Annotated in this window: 17 protein-coding genes; 9 read left to right on the top strand and 8 right to left on the bottom strand. The window is 43.0% G+C overall.

The window, feature by feature from the left end; all coding sequences use genetic code 11:
* Window positions 1–8: 8 nt before the first annotated feature.
* From arsC to BS333_RS10240, 3 genes are read left to right on the top strand one after another with little or no spacing between them, the layout of a single operon-like run.
* Window positions 9–359: an arsenate reductase (glutaredoxin) gene (gene arsC, locus BS333_RS10230; RefSeq protein ID WP_021709571.1), complete on the top strand. Its 351-nt coding sequence runs from the start codon at window positions 9–11 to the stop codon at window positions 357–359.
* On the top strand, window positions 360–926 hold the full coding sequence (gene wrbA / locus BS333_RS10235; protein ID WP_021709572.1) for an NAD(P)H:quinone oxidoreductase: 567 nt from the start codon (window positions 360–362) through the stop codon (window positions 924–926).
* Between the two features lie 25 nt (window positions 927–951).
* The gene (locus tag BS333_RS10240; protein WP_021709573.1) at window positions 952–1,392 is read left to right on the top strand and encodes a DUF2069 domain-containing protein; all 441 of its coding nucleotides are present in this window, start codon (window positions 952–954) and stop codon (window positions 1,390–1,392) included.
* A 196-nt stretch (window positions 1,393–1,588) separates the two neighbouring features.
* Here the strand turns inward: BS333_RS10240 and BS333_RS10245 are convergent, their stop codons facing one another.
* On the bottom strand, window positions 1,589–2,755 hold the full coding sequence (locus BS333_RS10245) for a DUF2066 domain-containing protein (protein WP_021709574.1): 1,167 nt from the start codon (window positions 2,753–2,755) through the stop codon (window positions 1,589–1,591).
* A gap of 441 nt (window positions 2,756–3,196) precedes the next feature.
* Between BS333_RS10245 and BS333_RS10250 the strand changes: the two genes are divergently transcribed.
* Window positions 3,197–4,438: a uracil-xanthine permease family protein gene (locus BS333_RS10250; RefSeq protein WP_021709575.1), complete on the top strand. Its 1,242-nt coding sequence runs from the start codon at window positions 3,197–3,199 to the stop codon at window positions 4,436–4,438.
* A gap of 205 nt (window positions 4,439–4,643) precedes the next feature.
* Here BS333_RS10250 and upp read toward each other — a convergent pair whose 3' ends face one another.
* Complete coding sequence (gene upp, locus BS333_RS10255) at window positions 4,644–5,270, bottom strand: uracil phosphoribosyltransferase (protein ID WP_021709576.1); 627 nt, start codon at window positions 5,268–5,270, stop codon at window positions 4,644–4,646.
* A 180-nt stretch (window positions 5,271–5,450) separates the two neighbouring features.
* Here upp and purM point away from each other — a divergent pair, with 180 nt between their 5' ends.
* The 3 genes from purM to BS333_RS10270 all read left to right on the top strand — a co-directional run bounded on the left by purM (window position 5,451) and on the right by BS333_RS10270 (window position 8,737).
* On the top strand, window positions 5,451–6,491 hold the full coding sequence (gene purM / locus BS333_RS10260) for a phosphoribosylformylglycinamidine cyclo-ligase (protein ID WP_021709577.1): 1,041 nt from the start codon (window positions 5,451–5,453) through the stop codon (window positions 6,489–6,491).
* 193 nt (window positions 6,492–6,684) lie between these two features.
* Complete coding sequence (purN, locus tag BS333_RS10265) at window positions 6,685–7,329, top strand: phosphoribosylglycinamide formyltransferase (protein ID WP_021709578.1); 645 nt, start codon at window positions 6,685–6,687, stop codon at window positions 7,327–7,329.
* Window positions 7,330–7,582: 253 nt separating this feature from the next.
* Window positions 7,583–8,737, top strand: a complete 1,155-nt coding sequence (locus BS333_RS10270) for a hypothetical protein (RefSeq protein WP_021709579.1) — start codon at window positions 7,583–7,585, stop codon at window positions 8,735–8,737.
* Between the two features lie 74 nt (window positions 8,738–8,811).
* Here the strand turns inward: BS333_RS10270 and BS333_RS10275 are convergent, their stop codons facing one another.
* From BS333_RS10275 to lpcA, 3 genes are all read right to left on the bottom strand, one after another.
* Entirely contained in the window at window positions 8,812–9,696 is an 885-nt protein-coding gene (locus BS333_RS10275) for an AraC family transcriptional regulator (RefSeq protein WP_021709580.1), read from the bottom strand.
* A gap of 305 nt (window positions 9,697–10,001) precedes the next feature.
* Window positions 10,002–10,847, bottom strand: a complete 846-nt coding sequence (locus BS333_RS10280; protein WP_021709581.1) for a class II glutamine amidotransferase — start codon at window positions 10,845–10,847, stop codon at window positions 10,002–10,004.
* Window positions 10,848–10,902: 55 nt separating this feature from the next.
* Window positions 10,903–11,478: a D-sedoheptulose 7-phosphate isomerase gene (gene lpcA / locus BS333_RS10285; protein ID WP_021709582.1), complete on the bottom strand. Its 576-nt coding sequence runs from the start codon at window positions 11,476–11,478 to the stop codon at window positions 10,903–10,905.
* Window positions 11,479–11,835: 357 nt separating this feature from the next.
* On the opposite strand from lpcA, the gene fadE reads away from it, so the two are divergent.
* A complete protein-coding gene (fadE, locus tag BS333_RS10290; RefSeq protein ID WP_021709583.1) occupies window positions 11,836–14,280 on the top strand; it encodes an acyl-CoA dehydrogenase FadE in 2,445 nt (814 codons plus the stop codon).
* Window positions 14,281–14,359: 79 nt separating this feature from the next.
* On the opposite strand, the gene BS333_RS10295 is transcribed toward fadE, so the two are convergent.
* The 3 genes from BS333_RS10295 to dnaQ all read right to left on the bottom strand — a co-directional run bounded on the left by BS333_RS10295 (window position 14,360) and on the right by dnaQ (window position 16,904).
* Window positions 14,360–14,776, bottom strand: coding sequence for a GNAT family N-acetyltransferase (locus BS333_RS10295; protein ID WP_033003696.1), 417 nt, complete (start codon window positions 14,774–14,776; stop codon window positions 14,360–14,362).
* Window positions 14,777–14,922: 146 nt separating this feature from the next.
* Window positions 14,923–16,176 (bottom strand): TIGR03503 family protein, encoded by a 1,254-nt coding sequence (locus tag BS333_RS10300; RefSeq protein WP_021709585.1) that lies wholly within the window; start codon window positions 16,174–16,176, stop codon window positions 14,923–14,925.
* A gap of 8 nt (window positions 16,177–16,184) precedes the next feature.
* Window positions 16,185–16,904, bottom strand: coding sequence for a DNA polymerase III subunit epsilon (gene dnaQ / locus BS333_RS10305; protein WP_021709586.1), 720 nt, complete (start codon window positions 16,902–16,904; stop codon window positions 16,185–16,187).
* Window positions 16,905–16,963: 59 nt separating this feature from the next.
* Between dnaQ and rnhA the strand changes: the two genes are divergently transcribed.
* Window positions 16,964–17,428, top strand: a complete 465-nt coding sequence (rnhA, locus tag BS333_RS10310; protein ID WP_021709587.1) for a ribonuclease HI — start codon at window positions 16,964–16,966, stop codon at window positions 17,426–17,428.
* Window positions 17,429–17,507 lie beyond the last annotated feature (79 nt).

Raw genomic sequence — 17,507 nt, forward strand, 5'->3', positions numbered from 1 at the left:
AGAAAACCATGTCAGTCGTTATTTATCATAACCCTCGTTGTTCCAAAAGCCGCCAGACTTTAGAGCTTCTTGAACAAAATGGTGTCCAACCGGATGTGATCAAATATCTTGATACGCCGCTTAATGTTGAACAACTTCAATCGCTTTTCTCACAACTGGGGTTCACTCAAGTCCGTGATATGATGCGTACAAAAGAGACCCTTTATAAAGAACTCGAACTGGGCGCTTCATCTGTGACTGACGCACAACTATTTGAGGCAATGGCAACGCATCCAAAGCTGTTTGAACGTCCTGTCGTTGTGGCCAATGGCAAAGCTCGGATAGGTCGCCCACCAGAGCAAGTACTGGAAATCCTATAAATGAACTGCCAGATCCTTATTTTGTACTTTAGCCGCCATGGTTGTACAAAACAGCTGGCCAGACAGATTGCAAGAGGGGTTGAATCAATCCCTCATTGCGAAGCCATGTTACGGACTGTAGAAAGTTTACCTCCAGATACAACACCAGCATCGGAGCCAATAGTCACATTAGATGAGCTCAAAAAATGCGACGGCCTCGCGCTCGGCAGCCCAGTCTGGTTTGGTAATATGGCTGCCCCTTTAAAGCACTTTTGGGATCAAACCACTACTCTTTGGGTTCAAGGTGACCTCATCGATAAACCCGCTTGTGTTTTTACGTCCTCTTCCACCATGCATGGAGGACAAGAGACCACTCAACAAAGTATGATGACCCCTCTTCTTCACCACGGAATGATGATTTTAGGCATCCCCTATTCTGAACCAGACCTTCATACAACACGCTCCGGAGGGACACCTTATGGCGCAAGCAGTGTGGGGCACGAGTCAAGCCTTTCAAGTGAAGAGATTCGCCTTGCTCAGCAGTTAGGGAAAAGACTGGCCATTGCCGCCCAAAAATTAAAGGGCTGAATACAACTCAGGAAGATGACGACCAATGTCAAAGAAAATGGACTTTATACCACTTGGAAAGCAGACACAAAACTACCGTTACTTAGCGCTCATCAGTAACTTAATGCTACTGTCTTGGGTCGCCGCCTGGCAACTTTGGCTATCACCTCACCCTCACATCAACTCAATTTCTCTCGCGATTGCTTGGTGCTTGCCTTTGATACTGCCACTTCCCGGCATATTAGCGGGTAAGCCTTACACCCATGCTTGGGCCAATTTTATTCTTATGCTCTACTTCCTACATGCTTTGACCATCCTTTACCTCGATGGAGGAGAGCGATGGTTAGCCGTTGTTGAGTTAGTCCTTACTTCACTCAGTTTTGTCGGTAATATTCTATTCACGCGAGAACGAGGTAAAGAACTAGGGCTACGCTTAAAACGGCTTTCTCAAGTGGAAAAAGAAGAAAAAGAGAAATTCCTGAGGTAAATATACCTATGTGACTTCAAGATGCTTGGGTATATTTAATAGAAAAGTAACTAATAAGTGCAAAAAGTCGTGAGCTTGAGAATGACGTTATTACCTCTCGAAAATATTAAAAAAGTCGCATAATGCGACTTTTTTAATCCTTTTTACACTTTAATTTAATGAGGCCCCTCAAAGAGCGACACTGACCATTACGGCGTTATGACGCTGTTGAAAGTGTTTGCCATTGATAAAGTAGATCATAAGGAATTTGAGTTGACGGTTGAGATTCTGGAACAGTCAGCCCCTCATCAACTGACAGCTCTGAGGTGTCAATGGTTTCTGAGTTATTGACGGCTTCTGAAGTTACGTTCTGTTGCGGTTGATCAGCAGCAGGTTGCGGCATCTCCATCATCGACAACTGCGCGATGGCTGAAACTTCTTGTTCAAAAGCTTGTTTTGAAGCCAACAGGTCGACCGTTAAGATAATGCCATCATCTTGTACATGTTTAATTTCTGTGTCGGAAACAGAACTCAGCTGTTTCATGGCATTTTCTAGGCGGAAAAAGTCCATTGCAGAGGAGATATTCACCACCTTCACGTCAATCGATTTTGCATCATTCGTCACAACAACCGCTGTTTTCTTGGCATAGTAATCGGCCAACTTATCAACGACAGCCGTCATTGCATTTTCACCAGAAGCTGAGCCACTTCTAGACCACTGAGTGGATTCTGATAAACGCTCTGGCAATTGATCATATAAAGTCCAACGAAGAGAATCACCTTGGGCTCGCACCACTAACACCGCATCAACTGGATAGCGTTGGCTGGCTTGACCAATCGGTGACACAAAGCCACCCCATATATCTGAAGCATTAATGCCCGTCACGTCATCAAAATCACCAATAGGTAAGGTAACAGGTAACCCTCTCGCCATGGCCGCTTTTTGCAAGGCAGCAGCATTCTTTGACTCTGAATGTTCCCAGACGACAGCTCGGTCGTAGTTATCTTCTTCCACCATCCAAACTAAAATATTAGCTCGATTTGTTGACCACAGCGGCAGTTTAGCTTGTGTAAGCAGTGAACGAATTTGGTCACCATTAAAACGCATTTTCATGCTTCTTTTGCCGCTGATTTCACCATAGCTAAGTTGAGAGACATAACTGGAGCTGGACTCCAAAGCTTTCACAATCGCTGGGTTCGTCAATGAGGACTCACTGCTCGTTGCACGCACAATGATTTCTTGCATCGCTTTCTGACGAGCAAGATCTTCACTTTCCTTCTGATCTCCATCAATGACAACCTCTGCTTGATAAATATCAACCTGACTTAAAGCAAACACAGGCAAAGATAGAACACTGATTAGTAATAAAGCTAAGTAGCGCATAGTTTTTATGACCCTTAAAACGAGATACTTCATGATAAGCACCTATCTGCTCGAGTACAAGCAAGAGGACGTCAGACACCGTAATCCATCATACAGAGTTGGCATCAAGGCGTTTAAGTTCGGTAGTCCAGAAGAAAATAGCTGACACCTACGTGCCCTAAAATGCTTGATTCAGAGCGATCTCATTTGGGTATCAACTCAAGCAACTTTATCGCAAGTAAAGTTCAACCAAGAAAGAACAGCAAACCCCAAGTCAAATGCTCAAAGAGTAAATAGGTTTATAAACACTCTAAATTATTGATACTAAAATCAACTTAATCGTAACACAGAAATTCAGCTTTTGTCTTAGCCGAATACCTTCAGAGTATCGATTGCAATCGCTGATTAACATCGATAATATTCGCCGGATTTTCCTGCTTATCTTTAACTTGGTAATTTATTATGAAAAATGCATTACAAGGCGCTCAGATGCTCTTTGTTGCTTTTGGTGCGCTTGTACTGGTCCCCCTTTTGACCGGTCTTGACCCAAATGTTGCCCTTTTTGGTGCCGGTATTGGCACGCTCCTCTTCCAACTCCTAACTAAACGCTCCGTTCCCATTTTTCTTGCTTCTTCTTTTGCGTTTATTGCCCCGATTATGTTCGGAATTCAAACTTGGGGAATTGGTGCCACTATGGGTGGACTGATGGCGGCTGGCTTTGTCTACATCATATTGGGTTGCGTCATCAAAATACGTGGCGTCGGTTTTATCCATAAGCTTTTACCACCTGTTGTTGTCGGCCCTGTAATTATGGTGATCGGGCTCGGCCTCGCTCCTACTGCTGTTAATATGGCGATTGGTAAAACAGGAGATGGCGCAGCGCAATTGGTCAATGGTGACGCAGCCATGGTCATTTCTGCTATATCGCTGATCACGACCGTAACGCTGAGTGTCTTCGCGAAAGGCTTCCTTAAATTAGTGCCTATTGTTGGCGGTATTCTTGCGGGTTATGTCACTTCCCTATTTTATGGAGTGGTTGACTTTACCCCTGTCGCTGAGGCTGCTTGGTTTGCTTTACCAAACTTCACCACACCAGAATTTAATATTAATGCCATCCTGTTTATGATTCCTGTTGCGATCGCACCCGCAGTAGAGCACGTTGGTGATATGCTTGCGATCTCTCATGTAACAGGTAAGGACTATCTCAAAAAGCCTGGTCTACACCGTACCATTGCAGGCGACGGACTGGCAACAATGGCAGCCTCTATGCTGGGCGCGCCACCCAATACCACCTACAGCGAAGTGACTGGAGCGGTTATGCTAACCAAAGTATTTAACCCTGTCATCATGACATGGGCGGCCATTACTGCCATTGTTCTGGCTCTTGTTGGTAAACTTGGCGCGATATTACAAACCATTCCTGTTCCTGTCATGGGCGGAATCATGATCTTGTTGTTTGGCTCGATTGCCACCGTTGGGCTTAATACACTGATCAAAAATAACGTTGACCTGCATAAATCACGCAACCTCGTTATTGTCGCCGTCACTCTTGTCTTCGGTATTGGTGGCATGGCATTTGGTATTGGCGAATTCAGCCTACAAGGTGTGAGCTTATGCGGCATTGTCGCGATTCTGCTCAATATTGTGTTACCACACGATTTAGGTGAGAACCACGTCGTCGATAATGCTCAAATGGAAGAGTAATTCTAAGGAGCTCAGACACGAAGTACTCTTTGCGCTAAGTACTCTTTACGCTAAGTAACCCCGTGTAAAAGTATGAGCTTCACAGAAACAACAAAAAAGGCTTGGTCGTTTCGCACCAAGCCTTTTTTATACCCAAGTGACTTCAAGATGCTTGGGTATATTCTCTGTAATTAAAGTACTAAAAGTTAATTGGAGTACCGAAAAGTTATAGAGTACCGAAGATCTTATCGCCCGCATCCCCAAGGCCAGGAACGATGTAGCCTTTGTCGTTAAGCTTCTCATCAATCGCAGCAGTGTAAACTTCAACATCTGGATGCGCTTTTTCAAGAGCCTCAAGGCCTTCTGGTGCAGCCACAAGCACCAAGACTTTGATTGCTTGACAACCTTTCTCTTTTAACAAGTCAATCGTCGCAATCATTGAGCCGCCTGTCGCCAGCATTGGATCGACGACAAGAGCAATACGCTCATCGATATTTGATGCAAGCTTGTTAAAATAAGGGACTGGCTCAAGAGTCTCTTCGTCACGGTAGATGCCCACAACACTAATACGAGCACTTGGCATATGCTCAAGCACGCCATCCATCATACCTAGACCTGCACGCAAAATTGGCACTACAGTAACTTTTTTACCCTTAATTTGATCCACTTCTACAGGACCATTCCAACCGTCAATGGTTACTTTTTCCGTTTCAAAGTCCGCAGTCGCTTCGTAAGTGAGTAGGCTACCGACTTCTGTCGCTAACTCACGAAAACGTTTTGTGCTGATATCACCTTCTCGCATTAGACCAATTTTGTGTTTTACTAGAGGGTGTTTCACTTCAACAACTTTCATTTCCATCTCCGGCTTAGTTGGCAGTATTTAAATAAACCTTCAGATTATACATGATTTCCTAATTAATATCATGAGTCACTGCAAAAGAAAAAAACCAACGCAAACGTTTGCTATATGTATTTAAGCACTGTTAGAATAGCGCCGATTTCATATCCAACATTACAAATCGAGGACTTCCCAGTGAGTGGTAATAACTCTTCTCTTAGCTATAAAGATGCCGGTGTTGACATTGATGCAGGCAATGCACTTGTCGATCGTATTAAAGGTGCTGTCAAACGCACACGTCGTCCAGAAGTCATGGGTGGAATCGGTGGCTTTGGTGCCCTTTGTGAATTACCGACTAAATACAAACAACCCGTTTTGGTATCAGGGACAGATGGAGTCGGTACCAAACTGCGCCTAGCGCTGGATATGAACAAACACGACACGATCGGTGTTGATCTAGTAGCCATGTGCGTCAATGATCTTATCGTGCAAGGTGCAGAGCCTTTATTCTTCCTCGACTACTACGCTACGGGTAAATTAGACGTAGACACCGCTGCGGATGTGGTTTCGGGTATCGCTGATGGTTGTGTTCAAGCTGGCTGTGCACTTATCGGTGGAGAGACGGCTGAAATGCCAGGTATGTATGAGGGCGAAGATTATGATGTCGCAGGATTCTGTGTAGGTGTTGTAGAAAAAGAAAACATCATCGACGGAACCAAAGTATCAGCGGGCGACGCTTTGATTGCCGTAGGTTCAAGTGGCCCACACTCTAACGGTTATTCACTGATCCGCAAGATCCTCGAAGTCTCAGGTGCAGACAAAAATGAAGAACTTGCAGGACGAACCATTGGTGAACACTTACTAGAACCGACAAAAATTTACATCAAGTCTGCTCTAAAAATGATTGAACAACACGATATCCATGCGATTTCTCATATCACTGGTGGCGGATTCTGGGAAAACATTCCACGTGTTCTACCTGAGGGAACCAAAGCTGTCATCAATGGTAACAGCTGGGAATGGCCAATCATCTTCAAATGGCTACAAGAAAAAGGCAATGTAACCACGCATGAAATGTATCGTACATTCAACTGTGGCGTTGGCCTTATCGTTGCTCTACCTAAAGAACAAGCTGATACCGCAGTTGCTCTGCTTCAAGAAGAAGGCGAAAATGCATGGGTAATTGGTGAAGTTGCCAACGCACAAGCAAATGAAGAGCAAGTTGAGATCCAATAATACTTCTTTGAGAAGCCCTCTCTCTGGGGGCTTTTTTCATCAACTTAAGTCAATCATTGGTTATTAGAGACATGCCAAAAAGTCGTTGAGGGTATCCACTTTCAACTTTGGCGCTGGAATAACTCCTACTCTACTCATCGTCATCTTTAATCATGAATTCGCACCAATTATAATAACCCGCAGACTCAACATCATGAAAAAAATTGTCGTCCTTATTTCTGGTAGTGGCAGTAACTTGCAAGCCATTTTAGACGCTTGTCAAAGCTCTATACCAAACGCCCAAGTCTCCGCTGTTTTCTCCAATAAGTCTGACGCATACGGACTTGAAAGAGCAAAACAATCTGGCGCCGACAGCCACTTTATTGATCCCAAGCAGTTTAACAATCGTGAAGACTTTGATACCGAACTGATGAAACAGATTGATACTTATCAACCCGATGTGGTTGTTTTAGCTGGCTATATGCGAATCTTAAGCCAGCCATTTGTTGCGCATTACTCGGGTAAAATGATCAATATTCACCCCTCTTTATTGCCAAAATATCCCGGACTCAATACTCATCAACGAGCCATTGATGCGAAGGACAAAGAACATGGCGTCAGTGTGCATTTTGTAACTGAAGAACTCGATGGCGGCCCTGTCATTCTTCAAGCGAAAGTGCCTATTTTTGCTGACGATGATATTGCTTCCTTAAGCGCACGTGTTCAGACACAAGAGCATCAAATCTACCCTCTTGTGGTTAAATGGTTAGTCGATGAGCGATTAATAATGAAAGACGGTAAAGCTTGTCTAGACAATGCTGAGTTAGGCGCCAACGGTTACGCTGCAGAGGCAGAATAATCTTTAATATTATTGAATTCATACCTCCCAAGGCGAGTTAAATGATTCGCCTTATCTTTATTCTCTCCCTAAACTTTCACATATACTCGAGCAACCTCGCTCTGAATCAAGCATCTTGAAGTCACTTGGGTATATCACCCCAAAAAATCAAATCAAGCTTTCAAATTAATTGAGGCATTACAGAGCAATATCAGTCAGGAACACTACTATATTTCAAGTTACAATGCTTAAAAATAAATAAAGGAGATAAGTAATGCCTATTAGTAAGTTATTAGATAGTGAGATTGAGTATTCCATCCATGAGGGCCTCATTAGTACGATTTCTATATTTCAAGGTTCAGCTCCAATCGAGAAAATCAAGCAAAGAATATTGACAATATTACAGTTAAACCCGTGGATCGGGGCTAGATTAATTCATAATGGAAACGAGCAGCTGGCCTTCAAAACTCCAGAAAGTATCGACTCTCTCTTTCCATATTTTGAAATATTTGATATCGAAACACTCATTAGCAGTGAAAGAAATATATCGAATCTTATCAGTATCATTGAAAAAGGCATAAATCAGGAAGTTATTGATAAACTTTATGTTTACCCTACTCATGAATGCATTGATCGAGACACGCCATTAATAAAGTTCAGCTTAGTTGAAGATATTCCTAACAACGAGTTTGCTATTATACTTTCCATGAGTCACGTCGTTGGTGATGGTGAAAGCTATTACAACCTTCTTAATATGCTAAGCTTTGAGCAAGAAGTCAATAAATTGAACTTTGAAAGAAATCATAAGTTTTCTAGAATGCCGTTGAATAACCAAGAAGAGGTGATAGAAAAGAATAAGCAAACATTTATTAAGACCATAAATTTAGACTTAGTAAAGAGAATAAAGAAAGAAGTAAATACTTCATTAGAAAATAGCTGGGTCTCAACCCATGATATTATATCTTCAATATTTTTTAATTCAGTCAATAACTATCTCTCTTTGTATGTTATTAATGCTAGACCTCACCTCGAATACTTAAAGAAAATAGATGTAGGAAATTACACATCTTTTCTTGTATTCATATCAGGTAAAGATTTAGAGAGTCAAGATGTGCGTAGGGCTCTTGAACGTTATAAAAGCGACCCTGAAAATCATGAAACCTGGGTTAATTTTATTGACCAGCCTAAAGGTGAAAAAACGTTGGCCATACTGACCAGCTGGGTTCAGAATTATAAACAACTTAATTTAGGACAAGACGTATCATATATCAGCCACCAGCCACTCAATGCTCCTAGTCACCAACCAGAGATAGGACGAGGTGTCGATAACATAGGCATTTTATTTTGTTCCGATGCTGAAACATGGAAGCTAATGAGCTTCACTACTCAACCTGAGTGGTTACAAAATAACCCGTTATTTTTGGACTAATTACTGCTTTGCTCAGCGAGTTTCAATAACCAAGGAAACTCGCTAAGAACAGCACCAGGCAAAAAGTTACTCATTTATTGAGTTTTGGGCTCAATGGGTAAGCAGATGTGAGTAATTAATTCCGTATCAGGGAACAGCAAGGGTGAATTATCATATACAAAAGCGGCTGGACGACCTCCCCACTCCCACTCCGTTTGCGGCATCCATTCATTTAATATGTACTGTATAGCATGTGAGATACCATTGGGCTCTCTAGGACCCACATAGGTTAATACAGCAAAGCTACCGCCAGGAAGCATCACGGAAGAGACCCCTTCATCATTCGGTGCGATTTCTCCCTCAAAGGGAATACAGTGCTCGCAAGTGTACTCCGATTCTTCAATTTTTAGCGGATTAGCATTGGGGATGATGAGTAATGGCGTTGCCTTTAATTGCTCTCGAGTAAGGTATTGGTTTTTAACAATAAAATTAAAGAGCGCATCATAGGTTTTCAAACCTTCTAAATAAAATCCTCTATGGGTAATAGCAGCACACTTTATTGAGGGGTAATCAAAGACATTAACATTATATTGACGGTCCCTCACAGGAATCGTTATGTCAAATTCACGAGCCCACTTTGACCAATCTGGGCGATTTCTGAATGCTTTTGGCGTCTGAGAGAACACTCTTGTAAAAGCTCGTGTAAACGCTTCTGGACTTTCAAACCCTGCTGATATCGCTACATCAATAATTTTAAGATCTCGACGATAAAGTAACTCAAAAGAAGCACGGCGTAAGCGAGACAACAAAATATATCGGTGTGGTGTAACGCCGACTACCGATTTAAAAACACGTTGAAAATGGTATTTAGACAGTTCGGCAACTTCGCTTAAATCTTGTAGTGAAAAGTCTTCATATGGCTGTTCTTCAATAAAGTAACAGACTCTGTTTATTTTTTCTTCGACACTGCTTGTTGCCATTCTTTAACTCACTATAAAGTATTGTGAGAATTATAGCATTGTCGATTTTTACCGCAATTTCATTTTATCGCTTTTAATTATTTTATATTGAAAATAAATAAGCATCATAAAAATAAATAATATTGGACATGACATTCACAAAGTTTTTATATTTTTTAGATGGTCACTTGCGTATATACCCAAGTAACCTCAGGGTGCGATTGAGAGCATCTTGAGGTTACTTGGTTATAAACTTAGTCGCTGATTCCGATTAACCCTAACTTTGCAATGGTTATTTGGGTAAGGTGAGATTAATTCGGAAACCCCTAAATTAATGGCTCTGTTGGGGCTTGATTTCCTGGTTTAGGTTCAGCGAATGGCACATCTGCCAACTCAGCAGCATTATTGAAAATCATCTTACCGACATGAAACAACCCAAATTCACCTGGCTTCATCCTCTGCCATGTTTCATCACCCGTTAGTGGCTGTGTTGCTATAACAGACACAATGTCATCAGGCGTTGTCTCTTCTTGGAAATTAATCGCGACATCTTCGTCAAGCAATGATGCTTTTCCAAATGGTGCGCGACGTGTTATCCAATATAAATGATTTGAGCAGTAAGTCATCACAAACTCACCGTCACTGAGCAACATATTGAATACACCTTTCTCTCGCAACTGATCACAGCATTGAGCAATGAAAGCAAACACCGCTTGCATATCCTGTGGCGGCTCAGGAAATCTGTCTTCCATCTTTTTCAACAACCAACAAAACGATCGTTCGCTGTCTGTCTGTCCAACCGGGCGGTGGCGACCAGTAGACAAATCTTGGTAATCCGTTAATTGACCATTATGAGCAAAGGTCCAGTATCGCCCCCATAATTCCCGAGTAAAAGGGTGAGTATTTTCAAGGCATACTCCTCCCCGATTGGCTTGGCGAATATGGCTTACAACAGCACGGCTTTTTATGGGATAGTTTTGCACCAACTGAGCCACCATAGAGTCACAACTCGGGTTGGGATCTTTGAAAGTGCGAAATCCTTTACCTTCATAAAAAGTGATCCCCCAGCCATCTCGATGTGGCCCCGTACGTCCACCACGTTGCATCAGCCCAGTAAAACTAAAGCAAATATCCGTTGGTACATTAGCGCTCATGCCAAGCAATTCACACATAGCTAACGAAACTCCTTACCAAAAACATCATCGTCAACATTAAGGCTAATCTTTATCATTCCATTTCTTTTTCAATAAGTTGGATGATGATATGTATAATTTTAATGTGTATTTCTTGAATACGGTCAGCATAACCAAAGTGTGGAACACGAATCTCGATATCAGCGAGGCCCGCCATCTTACCGCCATCTTTACCAGTCAGAGCAATGGTCTTCATACCTTTGGCTTGTGCGACTTCAATCGCTTTAAGAATATTACTTGAATTGCCCGAGGTAGATAGACCAAATAACACATCCCCTTTGCGACCCACAGCCTCAACATAACGAGAAAAAACAAAATCATAGCCAAAGTCGTTGCTCACACAAGATAAATGACTCGGATCTGAAATCGCAATACCTGCATAACCAGGACGATTTTCACGGTAACGGCCTGTAAGCTCTTCAGCAAAATGCATGGCATCGCAATGAGAGCCTCCATTACCACAAGATAACACTTTGCCATCTTGTTTGAACGAATCCGCAATCATTTTCGCCGCAGCTTCAATTTGTGCGATGTTGTGATCATCACTTAAAAATTTATTCAAAACTTCGGCGGCTTCGTTTAGTTCGCTTCTAATCAGATCTTGGTACATAAAGGGCTCTCTTCAATAATTCTGCTACATAGACACTTGTTGGTATTGCCTTGTACACGGGGGACCAATGCGCTGTTCACATTAACCCATCATTAATTAGAGTTTACCCAAAAATGAGAATTAGTGTCGATAGAGAAGCGACATATTTAAATCGATGACAACAATAAACTTGATAAATCGCTGACGAAATCGCCACTTAACTCTCAACTTTTCGATTTTAACCCTACTGAGATCACTTTTTAACCAACATGTCATTTTACATTTATTTAATATTTTGATTACAATTAGGGAAACTGGTTAGACCTCTTACCTAAAACACAGACGTATAACGCTATAGAGTCTGAGAAGGAAAAATGTATGGATATTTTGCTCTCAATCATCGCGATGGCTTCAGTGTTAAGCATCACGCTTTACCACAGAACGTCGCTCATTAAATCTGTCAGCCTACTGTTTGCCACTATGCTAGCGCTGACTGTTACTGGCTTAACAGGCTTTATAGGCTGGATAGTGTTTGCCTTAGCCGTCGCCGTGTTTGCTGTTCCCAACATCCGACAATCTTTGATTAGTCGTAAAGCACTGGTTATGTTTAAAAAAGTACTACCAGAAATGTCTCAAACTGAAAAAGAAGCTCTGGATGCAGGGACCGTTTGGTGGGAAGCAGAGTTATTTAAAGGCAAACCAGAGTGGCAAAAATTGCATTCGATACCCATGCCTAGCTTAACCGAGGAAGAACAGGCTTTCCTCGATGGCCCTGTCAATGAAGTTTGTGCGATGATCAGCGATTTTAGAGCTTCACATGAGCTGGCTGATCTGCCACCAGAGGTTTGGCAATTTCTTAAAGACAACAAATTCTTTGCCATGATAATCAAAAAGAAATACGGCGGCCTTGAGTTCTCTGCACTCGCACAGTCGATGGTTTTGCAAAAACTGACTGGTGTTTCTGGCGTACTTTCAACCACCGTTGGCGTACCAAACTCATTAGGTCCTGGCGAGCTTCTGCAACACTACGGTACCGAAGAGCAAAGAAATTATTATCTCCCTCGCCTTGCTAAAGGCATTGAGATACCATGTTTTGCGCTCACAAGCCCTGAAGCAGGCTCTGATGCGGGTTCCATTCCAGATTTTGGTGTTGTTTGTAAAGGTGAGTGGGAAGGTAAAGAAGTTCTAGGCATGCGCCTGACATGGAACAAGCGCTACATCACACTTGCCCCTGTTGCGACCGTCTTAGGTCTGGCGTTCAAGCTGCGAGATCCTGAGGGCCTTCTTGGCGATAAAGAAGATCTTGGTATTACATGTGCTCTAATTCCGACCAACCTCAAAGGGATTGATATTGGTAATCGTCACTTCCCTCTTAATATCCCGTTCCAAAATGGACCAACTTGCGGCAAAGACATTTTTGTGCCTATTGACTTCATTATTGGCGGCCAAAAAATGGCAGGACAAGGTTGGCGTATGTTAGTCGAATGTCTGTCCGTCGGGCGTGGCATTACCCTTCCATCTAACTCAACTGGAGGCATTAAAACAGCCGCACTTGCAACAGGTGCTTATGCACGTATTCGCCGTCAGTTCAAACAACCTATTGGTCATATGGAAGGTGTTGAGGAGTCTCTAGCAAGATTAGGTGGTAATGCTTACGTTATGGACGCGGCGAGTAACTTAACTGTGGCTGGTATTGTTCTCGGAGAAAAGCCTTCCGTCATCTCAGCAATCGTTAAATATCACTGCACACAACGCGCCCAACAATGTATCACCGATGCAATGGAAATCGTAGGCGGTAAAGGCATTTGTATGGGCCCTTCCAACTTCATCGCCAGAGCATATCAAGGTGCTCCAATAGCCGTTACGGTTGAGGGAGCAAATATTCTGACTCGTTCAATGATCATTTATGGACAAGGCGCGATTCGTTGTCATCCATATGTCTTGCAAGAAATGAACGCCGCTTACTCCGATGCCAGTAACGCTGTTGAACAGTTTGATAAAGCTCTGGCTGGCCACCTTAGCTTTGCAATGAGTAATTTTGTGCGCAGTGTTTGGCTTGGGCTTAGTGATGGCTTCGGTTCAGAGTCGCCAACCAAAGACGTAACCAAACGCTACTACCAACAACTCAACCGCTACAGCGCTAATTTGGCGCTACTATCAGATATCTCCATGGCTGTGCTTGGGGGGTCGTTGAAGCGTAAAGAACGACTTTCTGCCCGTCTTGGTGATATCCTCAGCCAACTTTATCTGAGTTCTGCGGTTCTTAAACGTTTTGAACAAGATGGTCGTCCAGTCGAGGACCTTCCTATGGTTCATTGGGGCTTACAGGACAGCTTAAAACAAATTGAAGCGGCGATTGATGAATTCCTAGCCAACTTCCCGAATAAAGTCATTGCTCGAGTTCTGAAAGTGATGATCATGCCATTTGGACGAGTGCGTAAAGCGCCTGACGACAAGCTAGACAGCCAGGTTGCTCATATTTTACAAACACCTTGTGCAACTCGCTCTCGACTTGGTAGAGGGCAATATCTAGAACCGACTGAATTCAATACAGCAGGAAAAATTGAGCTCGCTCTCGCGGTGATTCTACAGGCTGAGCCTATCTTTGAAAAAGTATGTCAAGCTCAAGGAAAACGCTTACCATTTATGCGCCTAGATCACGTTGCAGAAGAAGCATTAGAGCAAGGTCTCATTACGCCACAAGAGGCCGCTCTGTTAAAAGAGGCAGAACAACATCGCTTAGATACCATTAATGTCGATGACTTTGAGCCAGGGTTGCTCGCGGCAAAGCCACCATATCCTCAAATGGGTAACGTTGCCTAGAGGAACACTCGACAAAATCAAAAAGTACCACTACTAAACGGGAGTCATCGCTCCCGTTTTTCTTTGATTAAAGATAAGATTATTGATTCGCCTGTACAAAGAACTTTTTCGTCATACCATGGCTTTTTGGTGAAACAAGACGATAACCCAGTTTTTCATAAAACAAAGGCTCGTCAGCAATCATAGAAACATAAGAACCTTCCATCACGGCCAAAGACAAATAGCCATCAATATATTCCATCACTTTTCTGCCAAGCCCTTGCCTCTGATAGCTTGGAGAAACAGCTACATCGACAATTTCAAAATTACAGCCACCATCACCAACGACCCGCCCCATCGCAATTAATTCACCCTCTTCCCTAATTGATATTGCATATAACGTATTGGGCAGACCAGATTGTGCAGCCTGTAAAGACTTTGCCGATAGCCCTGCCTTCATGCGCATCGCACAGTATTCTTCGGGGGTAGGAACTTTCTCTTCAAATACGATCGTCATCATGCACTCTCCATTGTGTTAACCACTGAAGAGTACAAAAATATAATGCATTGATAAACAATAAAAATGACACCTTATCCCCGATTAGCCTCAAGCTGTTTGATTCAGTGAGACAAACTTGGCTTTGCGTCATGACTGGGGCAAGTTTATTTCTTAGGGACCGCCAATTGCATTTCTGGGGTTGTTTCTCGTTTTGTTTTAAGTTTGCGCCATAGCAGCCAAAAGCCAACAATCATTAATAAAACAACGACATTACCAACGGCAATCATAATCAGGCTGGCTTTACGCTGTGACTCACGCTCTGCGATAATACGCTGCTCTTCGGCAAGGCGTCTTTGTTCCGCTAATTCCGCTTGCTTTGCTAAGCGGGCTGCTTCAATGTCGACTTCTTTAACCACACTAAAAGTTTGTTCTGGTATCGGAAAAGATAACGAACGCTGCGTTGCTAGATCGGTTGCAAAGATGTCACCGTGCCACGCGTACTTACCAAGCTCCTGATTGTTACCCATCTGCAATGTAGTTTTGGTTCCTTCGGCTGACACTTGACCTTGTGAGTAATGATGTGAACCATCCGGTGCAGTTTCAATAATGTTAGCCACAATCGATCCTGGTGCAATAGTCCCTAGTTCACCTCGAATAATCAATTGATGGGCCTCACCGGGGTGGCGTGCTTGAATAAAAGTTCGCGCAACTGGGGAGGGATAAACGAGCACGGTTTGTTCTTGCGCACGCAAAAAAACACCATTTCCAGAGGTAATCCGTACACGATATTTTCCTGGTTCAACACTCACGGGCAGTTGAACAGTAAAAATACCATCCCCCGCTTTTTCATCCAGTTCTCGTCCATCGTCATTGAATGTCCCAATAATCAACGGCAACGGACGGTCTTCATTAGGTAACTCATCTTCGTTATCGACAAACTTGGTAAAGGAAACTTTTAAATTGACTCGGTCTAGAAAATCTCGCAGCACTAAAGGTTGATTGTTGGATGTTAAGCGAGCAGTAAACTTTAATGCTTCATTATGATAAAGCGTTTTAGGCAAAGTATCCGTTTCTAATTTGAGGTGAGAAATCAAACGAATGTTATTTTTCGGCGTGACTTTGCCGACCGCTTGCCATGGGCCAGGCATAGGATCAACAACAGAAATAATATCGAGTGATGGCTCCTGATACCAACGAATCTGCTTATTATCAGCACTTTCTGCGTAATACTTTTTACCATCTGGACGTACTAAAACAACAGGCTTAGAAGGCTGCTCACGATAAACCACAAAGGTGATCTGCTCAATGGTTGGGTCAACTCTAAAGCGGTTATCTAGCAAAGACATTGCAGATTCACTAGAAGCCAATGACACACCATTCCAGATTGCCAAGACAGCAACCGCAAACATTCTCAACATAGCCTCTCCTATTGATGCCAAATACAGTCACTCACCAGCTCTAATCTTTTGTGGTGCGCCTCTACTTCATCGGCTGTTGCATGCAAAACCTTTAGAGATTTTCTGCCTTCAACACGACGAATCTCTTCAACTCCACCTTGTTTGTTAGCATTAAATTCCAGCTTAGTTTGACCACCAGTCATAAGCAGGTAAACATCCGCTAGGATCTCGGCATCGAGTAAAGCGCCATGAAGCGTTCGATGCGAGTTATCAATGCCATATCGATCACACAAGACATCAAGATTATTTCGCTTACCAGGGAAGATCTTCTTCGCCATCGCAAGCGTATCGGTCACTTTACAGAAATCATCCGTTTTACCGATAGTCGGATCGAGCATTTCAAACTCATAATCCATAAACCCAGTATCGAAGGGAGCATTATGGGCAACGAGTTCAGCACCTTTAATAAAATCAAGAAACTCCTGATGCACACTGGCATAATCAGGTTTATCGACAAGGAATTCATCTGTAATACCATGAACCTCAATCGCTTCTGCTTGAATCGGGCGGTCGGGCTTTAGGTAAACATGAAAATGTCGACCTGTAAGCTTACGATTGATGATCTCCACAGCACCGATTTCGATAATGCGATGCCCCATGTAGTGCGGGCCACCTTCAAGGTTCATACCCGTGGTTTCGGTATCGAGAACGATAATTCGATTATGTTCAGAATTGCTACTGGTATTCATAAGGTTATGTATGTCAGACTATGCTTTATTAAATGTTTAGGCTAATAGTACCAAAAAATATGACCAAACACGTTGAGATTTTCACCGACGGTTCTTGTTTAGGCAATCCAGGCCCTGGCGGCTATGGTGTTGTCTTACGCTACAAGCAAACGGAAAAAACGTTAGCAAAAGGCTACACATTAACGACCAACAACCGCATGGAAATGCTCGCTGCTGTTGTTGCCTTACAAACACTAAAAGAGCCGTGCAAAGTTTCGTTAACTACAGATAGCCAGTATGTTCGTCAAGGCATAACCCAATGGATCCACAACTGGAAAAAGCGCGGTTGGAAAACTGCCGACAAAAAGCCTGTAAAAAATGCAGACCTTTGGCAAGCTCTCGATAAAGAAACCGCACGACATCAAGTCGAGTGGCATTGGGTAAAGGGTCATGCGGGTCACCGTGAAAACGAAATGTGCGATGAATTAGCGCGTGCTGCTGCTGAAAACCCAACCGATGAAGATACTGGTTACCAAGCCGGATAGAGGCAACCGAACCTAATCAGAGTTAAGTATATCCATCATCCATCGGTAGAATAAAAGACCCAAGCGATTAGCTGGCATA

The sequence above is a fragment of the Vibrio azureus genome (assembly GCF_002849855.1).
Lineage (GTDB): Bacteria > Pseudomonadota > Gammaproteobacteria > Enterobacterales > Vibrionaceae > Vibrio > Vibrio azureus.

What these genes read in the sequence shown, in the direction of transcription:
- arsC (WP_021709571.1), top strand. Translation starts at nt 9, where the DNA reads ATGTCAGTCGTTATTTATCATAACCCTCGTTGTTCCAAAAGCCGCCAG.
- wrbA (WP_021709572.1), top strand. Translation starts at nt 360, where the DNA reads ATGAACTGCCAGATCCTTATTTTGTACTTTAGCCGCCATGGTTGTACA.
- BS333_RS10240 (WP_021709573.1), top strand. Translation starts at nt 952, where the DNA reads ATGTCAAAGAAAATGGACTTTATACCACTTGGAAAGCAGACACAAAAC.
- BS333_RS10245 (WP_021709574.1), bottom strand. Translation starts at nt 2,755, where the DNA reads ATGCGCTACTTAGCTTTATTACTAATCAGTGTTCTATCTTTGCCTGTG.
- BS333_RS10250 (WP_021709575.1), top strand. Translation starts at nt 3,197, where the DNA reads ATGAAAAATGCATTACAAGGCGCTCAGATGCTCTTTGTTGCTTTTGGT.
- upp (WP_021709576.1), bottom strand. Translation starts at nt 5,270, where the DNA reads ATGAAAGTTGTTGAAGTGAAACACCCTCTAGTAAAACACAAAATTGGT.
- purN (WP_021709578.1), top strand. Translation starts at nt 6,685, where the DNA reads ATGAAAAAAATTGTCGTCCTTATTTCTGGTAGTGGCAGTAACTTGCAA.
- BS333_RS10270 (WP_021709579.1), top strand. Translation starts at nt 7,583, where the DNA reads ATGCCTATTAGTAAGTTATTAGATAGTGAGATTGAGTATTCCATCCAT.
- BS333_RS10275 (WP_021709580.1), bottom strand. Translation starts at nt 9,696, where the DNA reads ATGGCAACAAGCAGTGTCGAAGAAAAAATAAACAGAGTCTGTTACTTT.
- BS333_RS10280 (WP_021709581.1), bottom strand. Translation starts at nt 10,847, where the DNA reads ATGTGTGAATTGCTTGGCATGAGCGCTAATGTACCAACGGATATTTGC.
- lpcA (WP_021709582.1), bottom strand. Translation starts at nt 11,478, where the DNA reads ATGTACCAAGATCTGATTAGAAGCGAACTAAACGAAGCCGCCGAAGTT.
- fadE (WP_021709583.1), top strand. Translation starts at nt 11,836, where the DNA reads ATGGATATTTTGCTCTCAATCATCGCGATGGCTTCAGTGTTAAGCATC.
- BS333_RS10295 (WP_033003696.1), bottom strand. Translation starts at nt 14,776, where the DNA reads ATGACGATCGTATTTGAAGAGAAAGTTCCTACCCCCGAAGAATACTGT.
- BS333_RS10300 (WP_021709585.1), bottom strand. Translation starts at nt 16,176, where the DNA reads ATGTTGAGAATGTTTGCGGTTGCTGTCTTGGCAATCTGGAATGGTGTG.
- dnaQ (WP_021709586.1), bottom strand. Translation starts at nt 16,904, where the DNA reads ATGAATACCAGTAGCAATTCTGAACATAATCGAATTATCGTTCTCGAT.
- rnhA (WP_021709587.1), top strand. Translation starts at nt 16,964, where the DNA reads ATGACCAAACACGTTGAGATTTTCACCGACGGTTCTTGTTTAGGCAAT.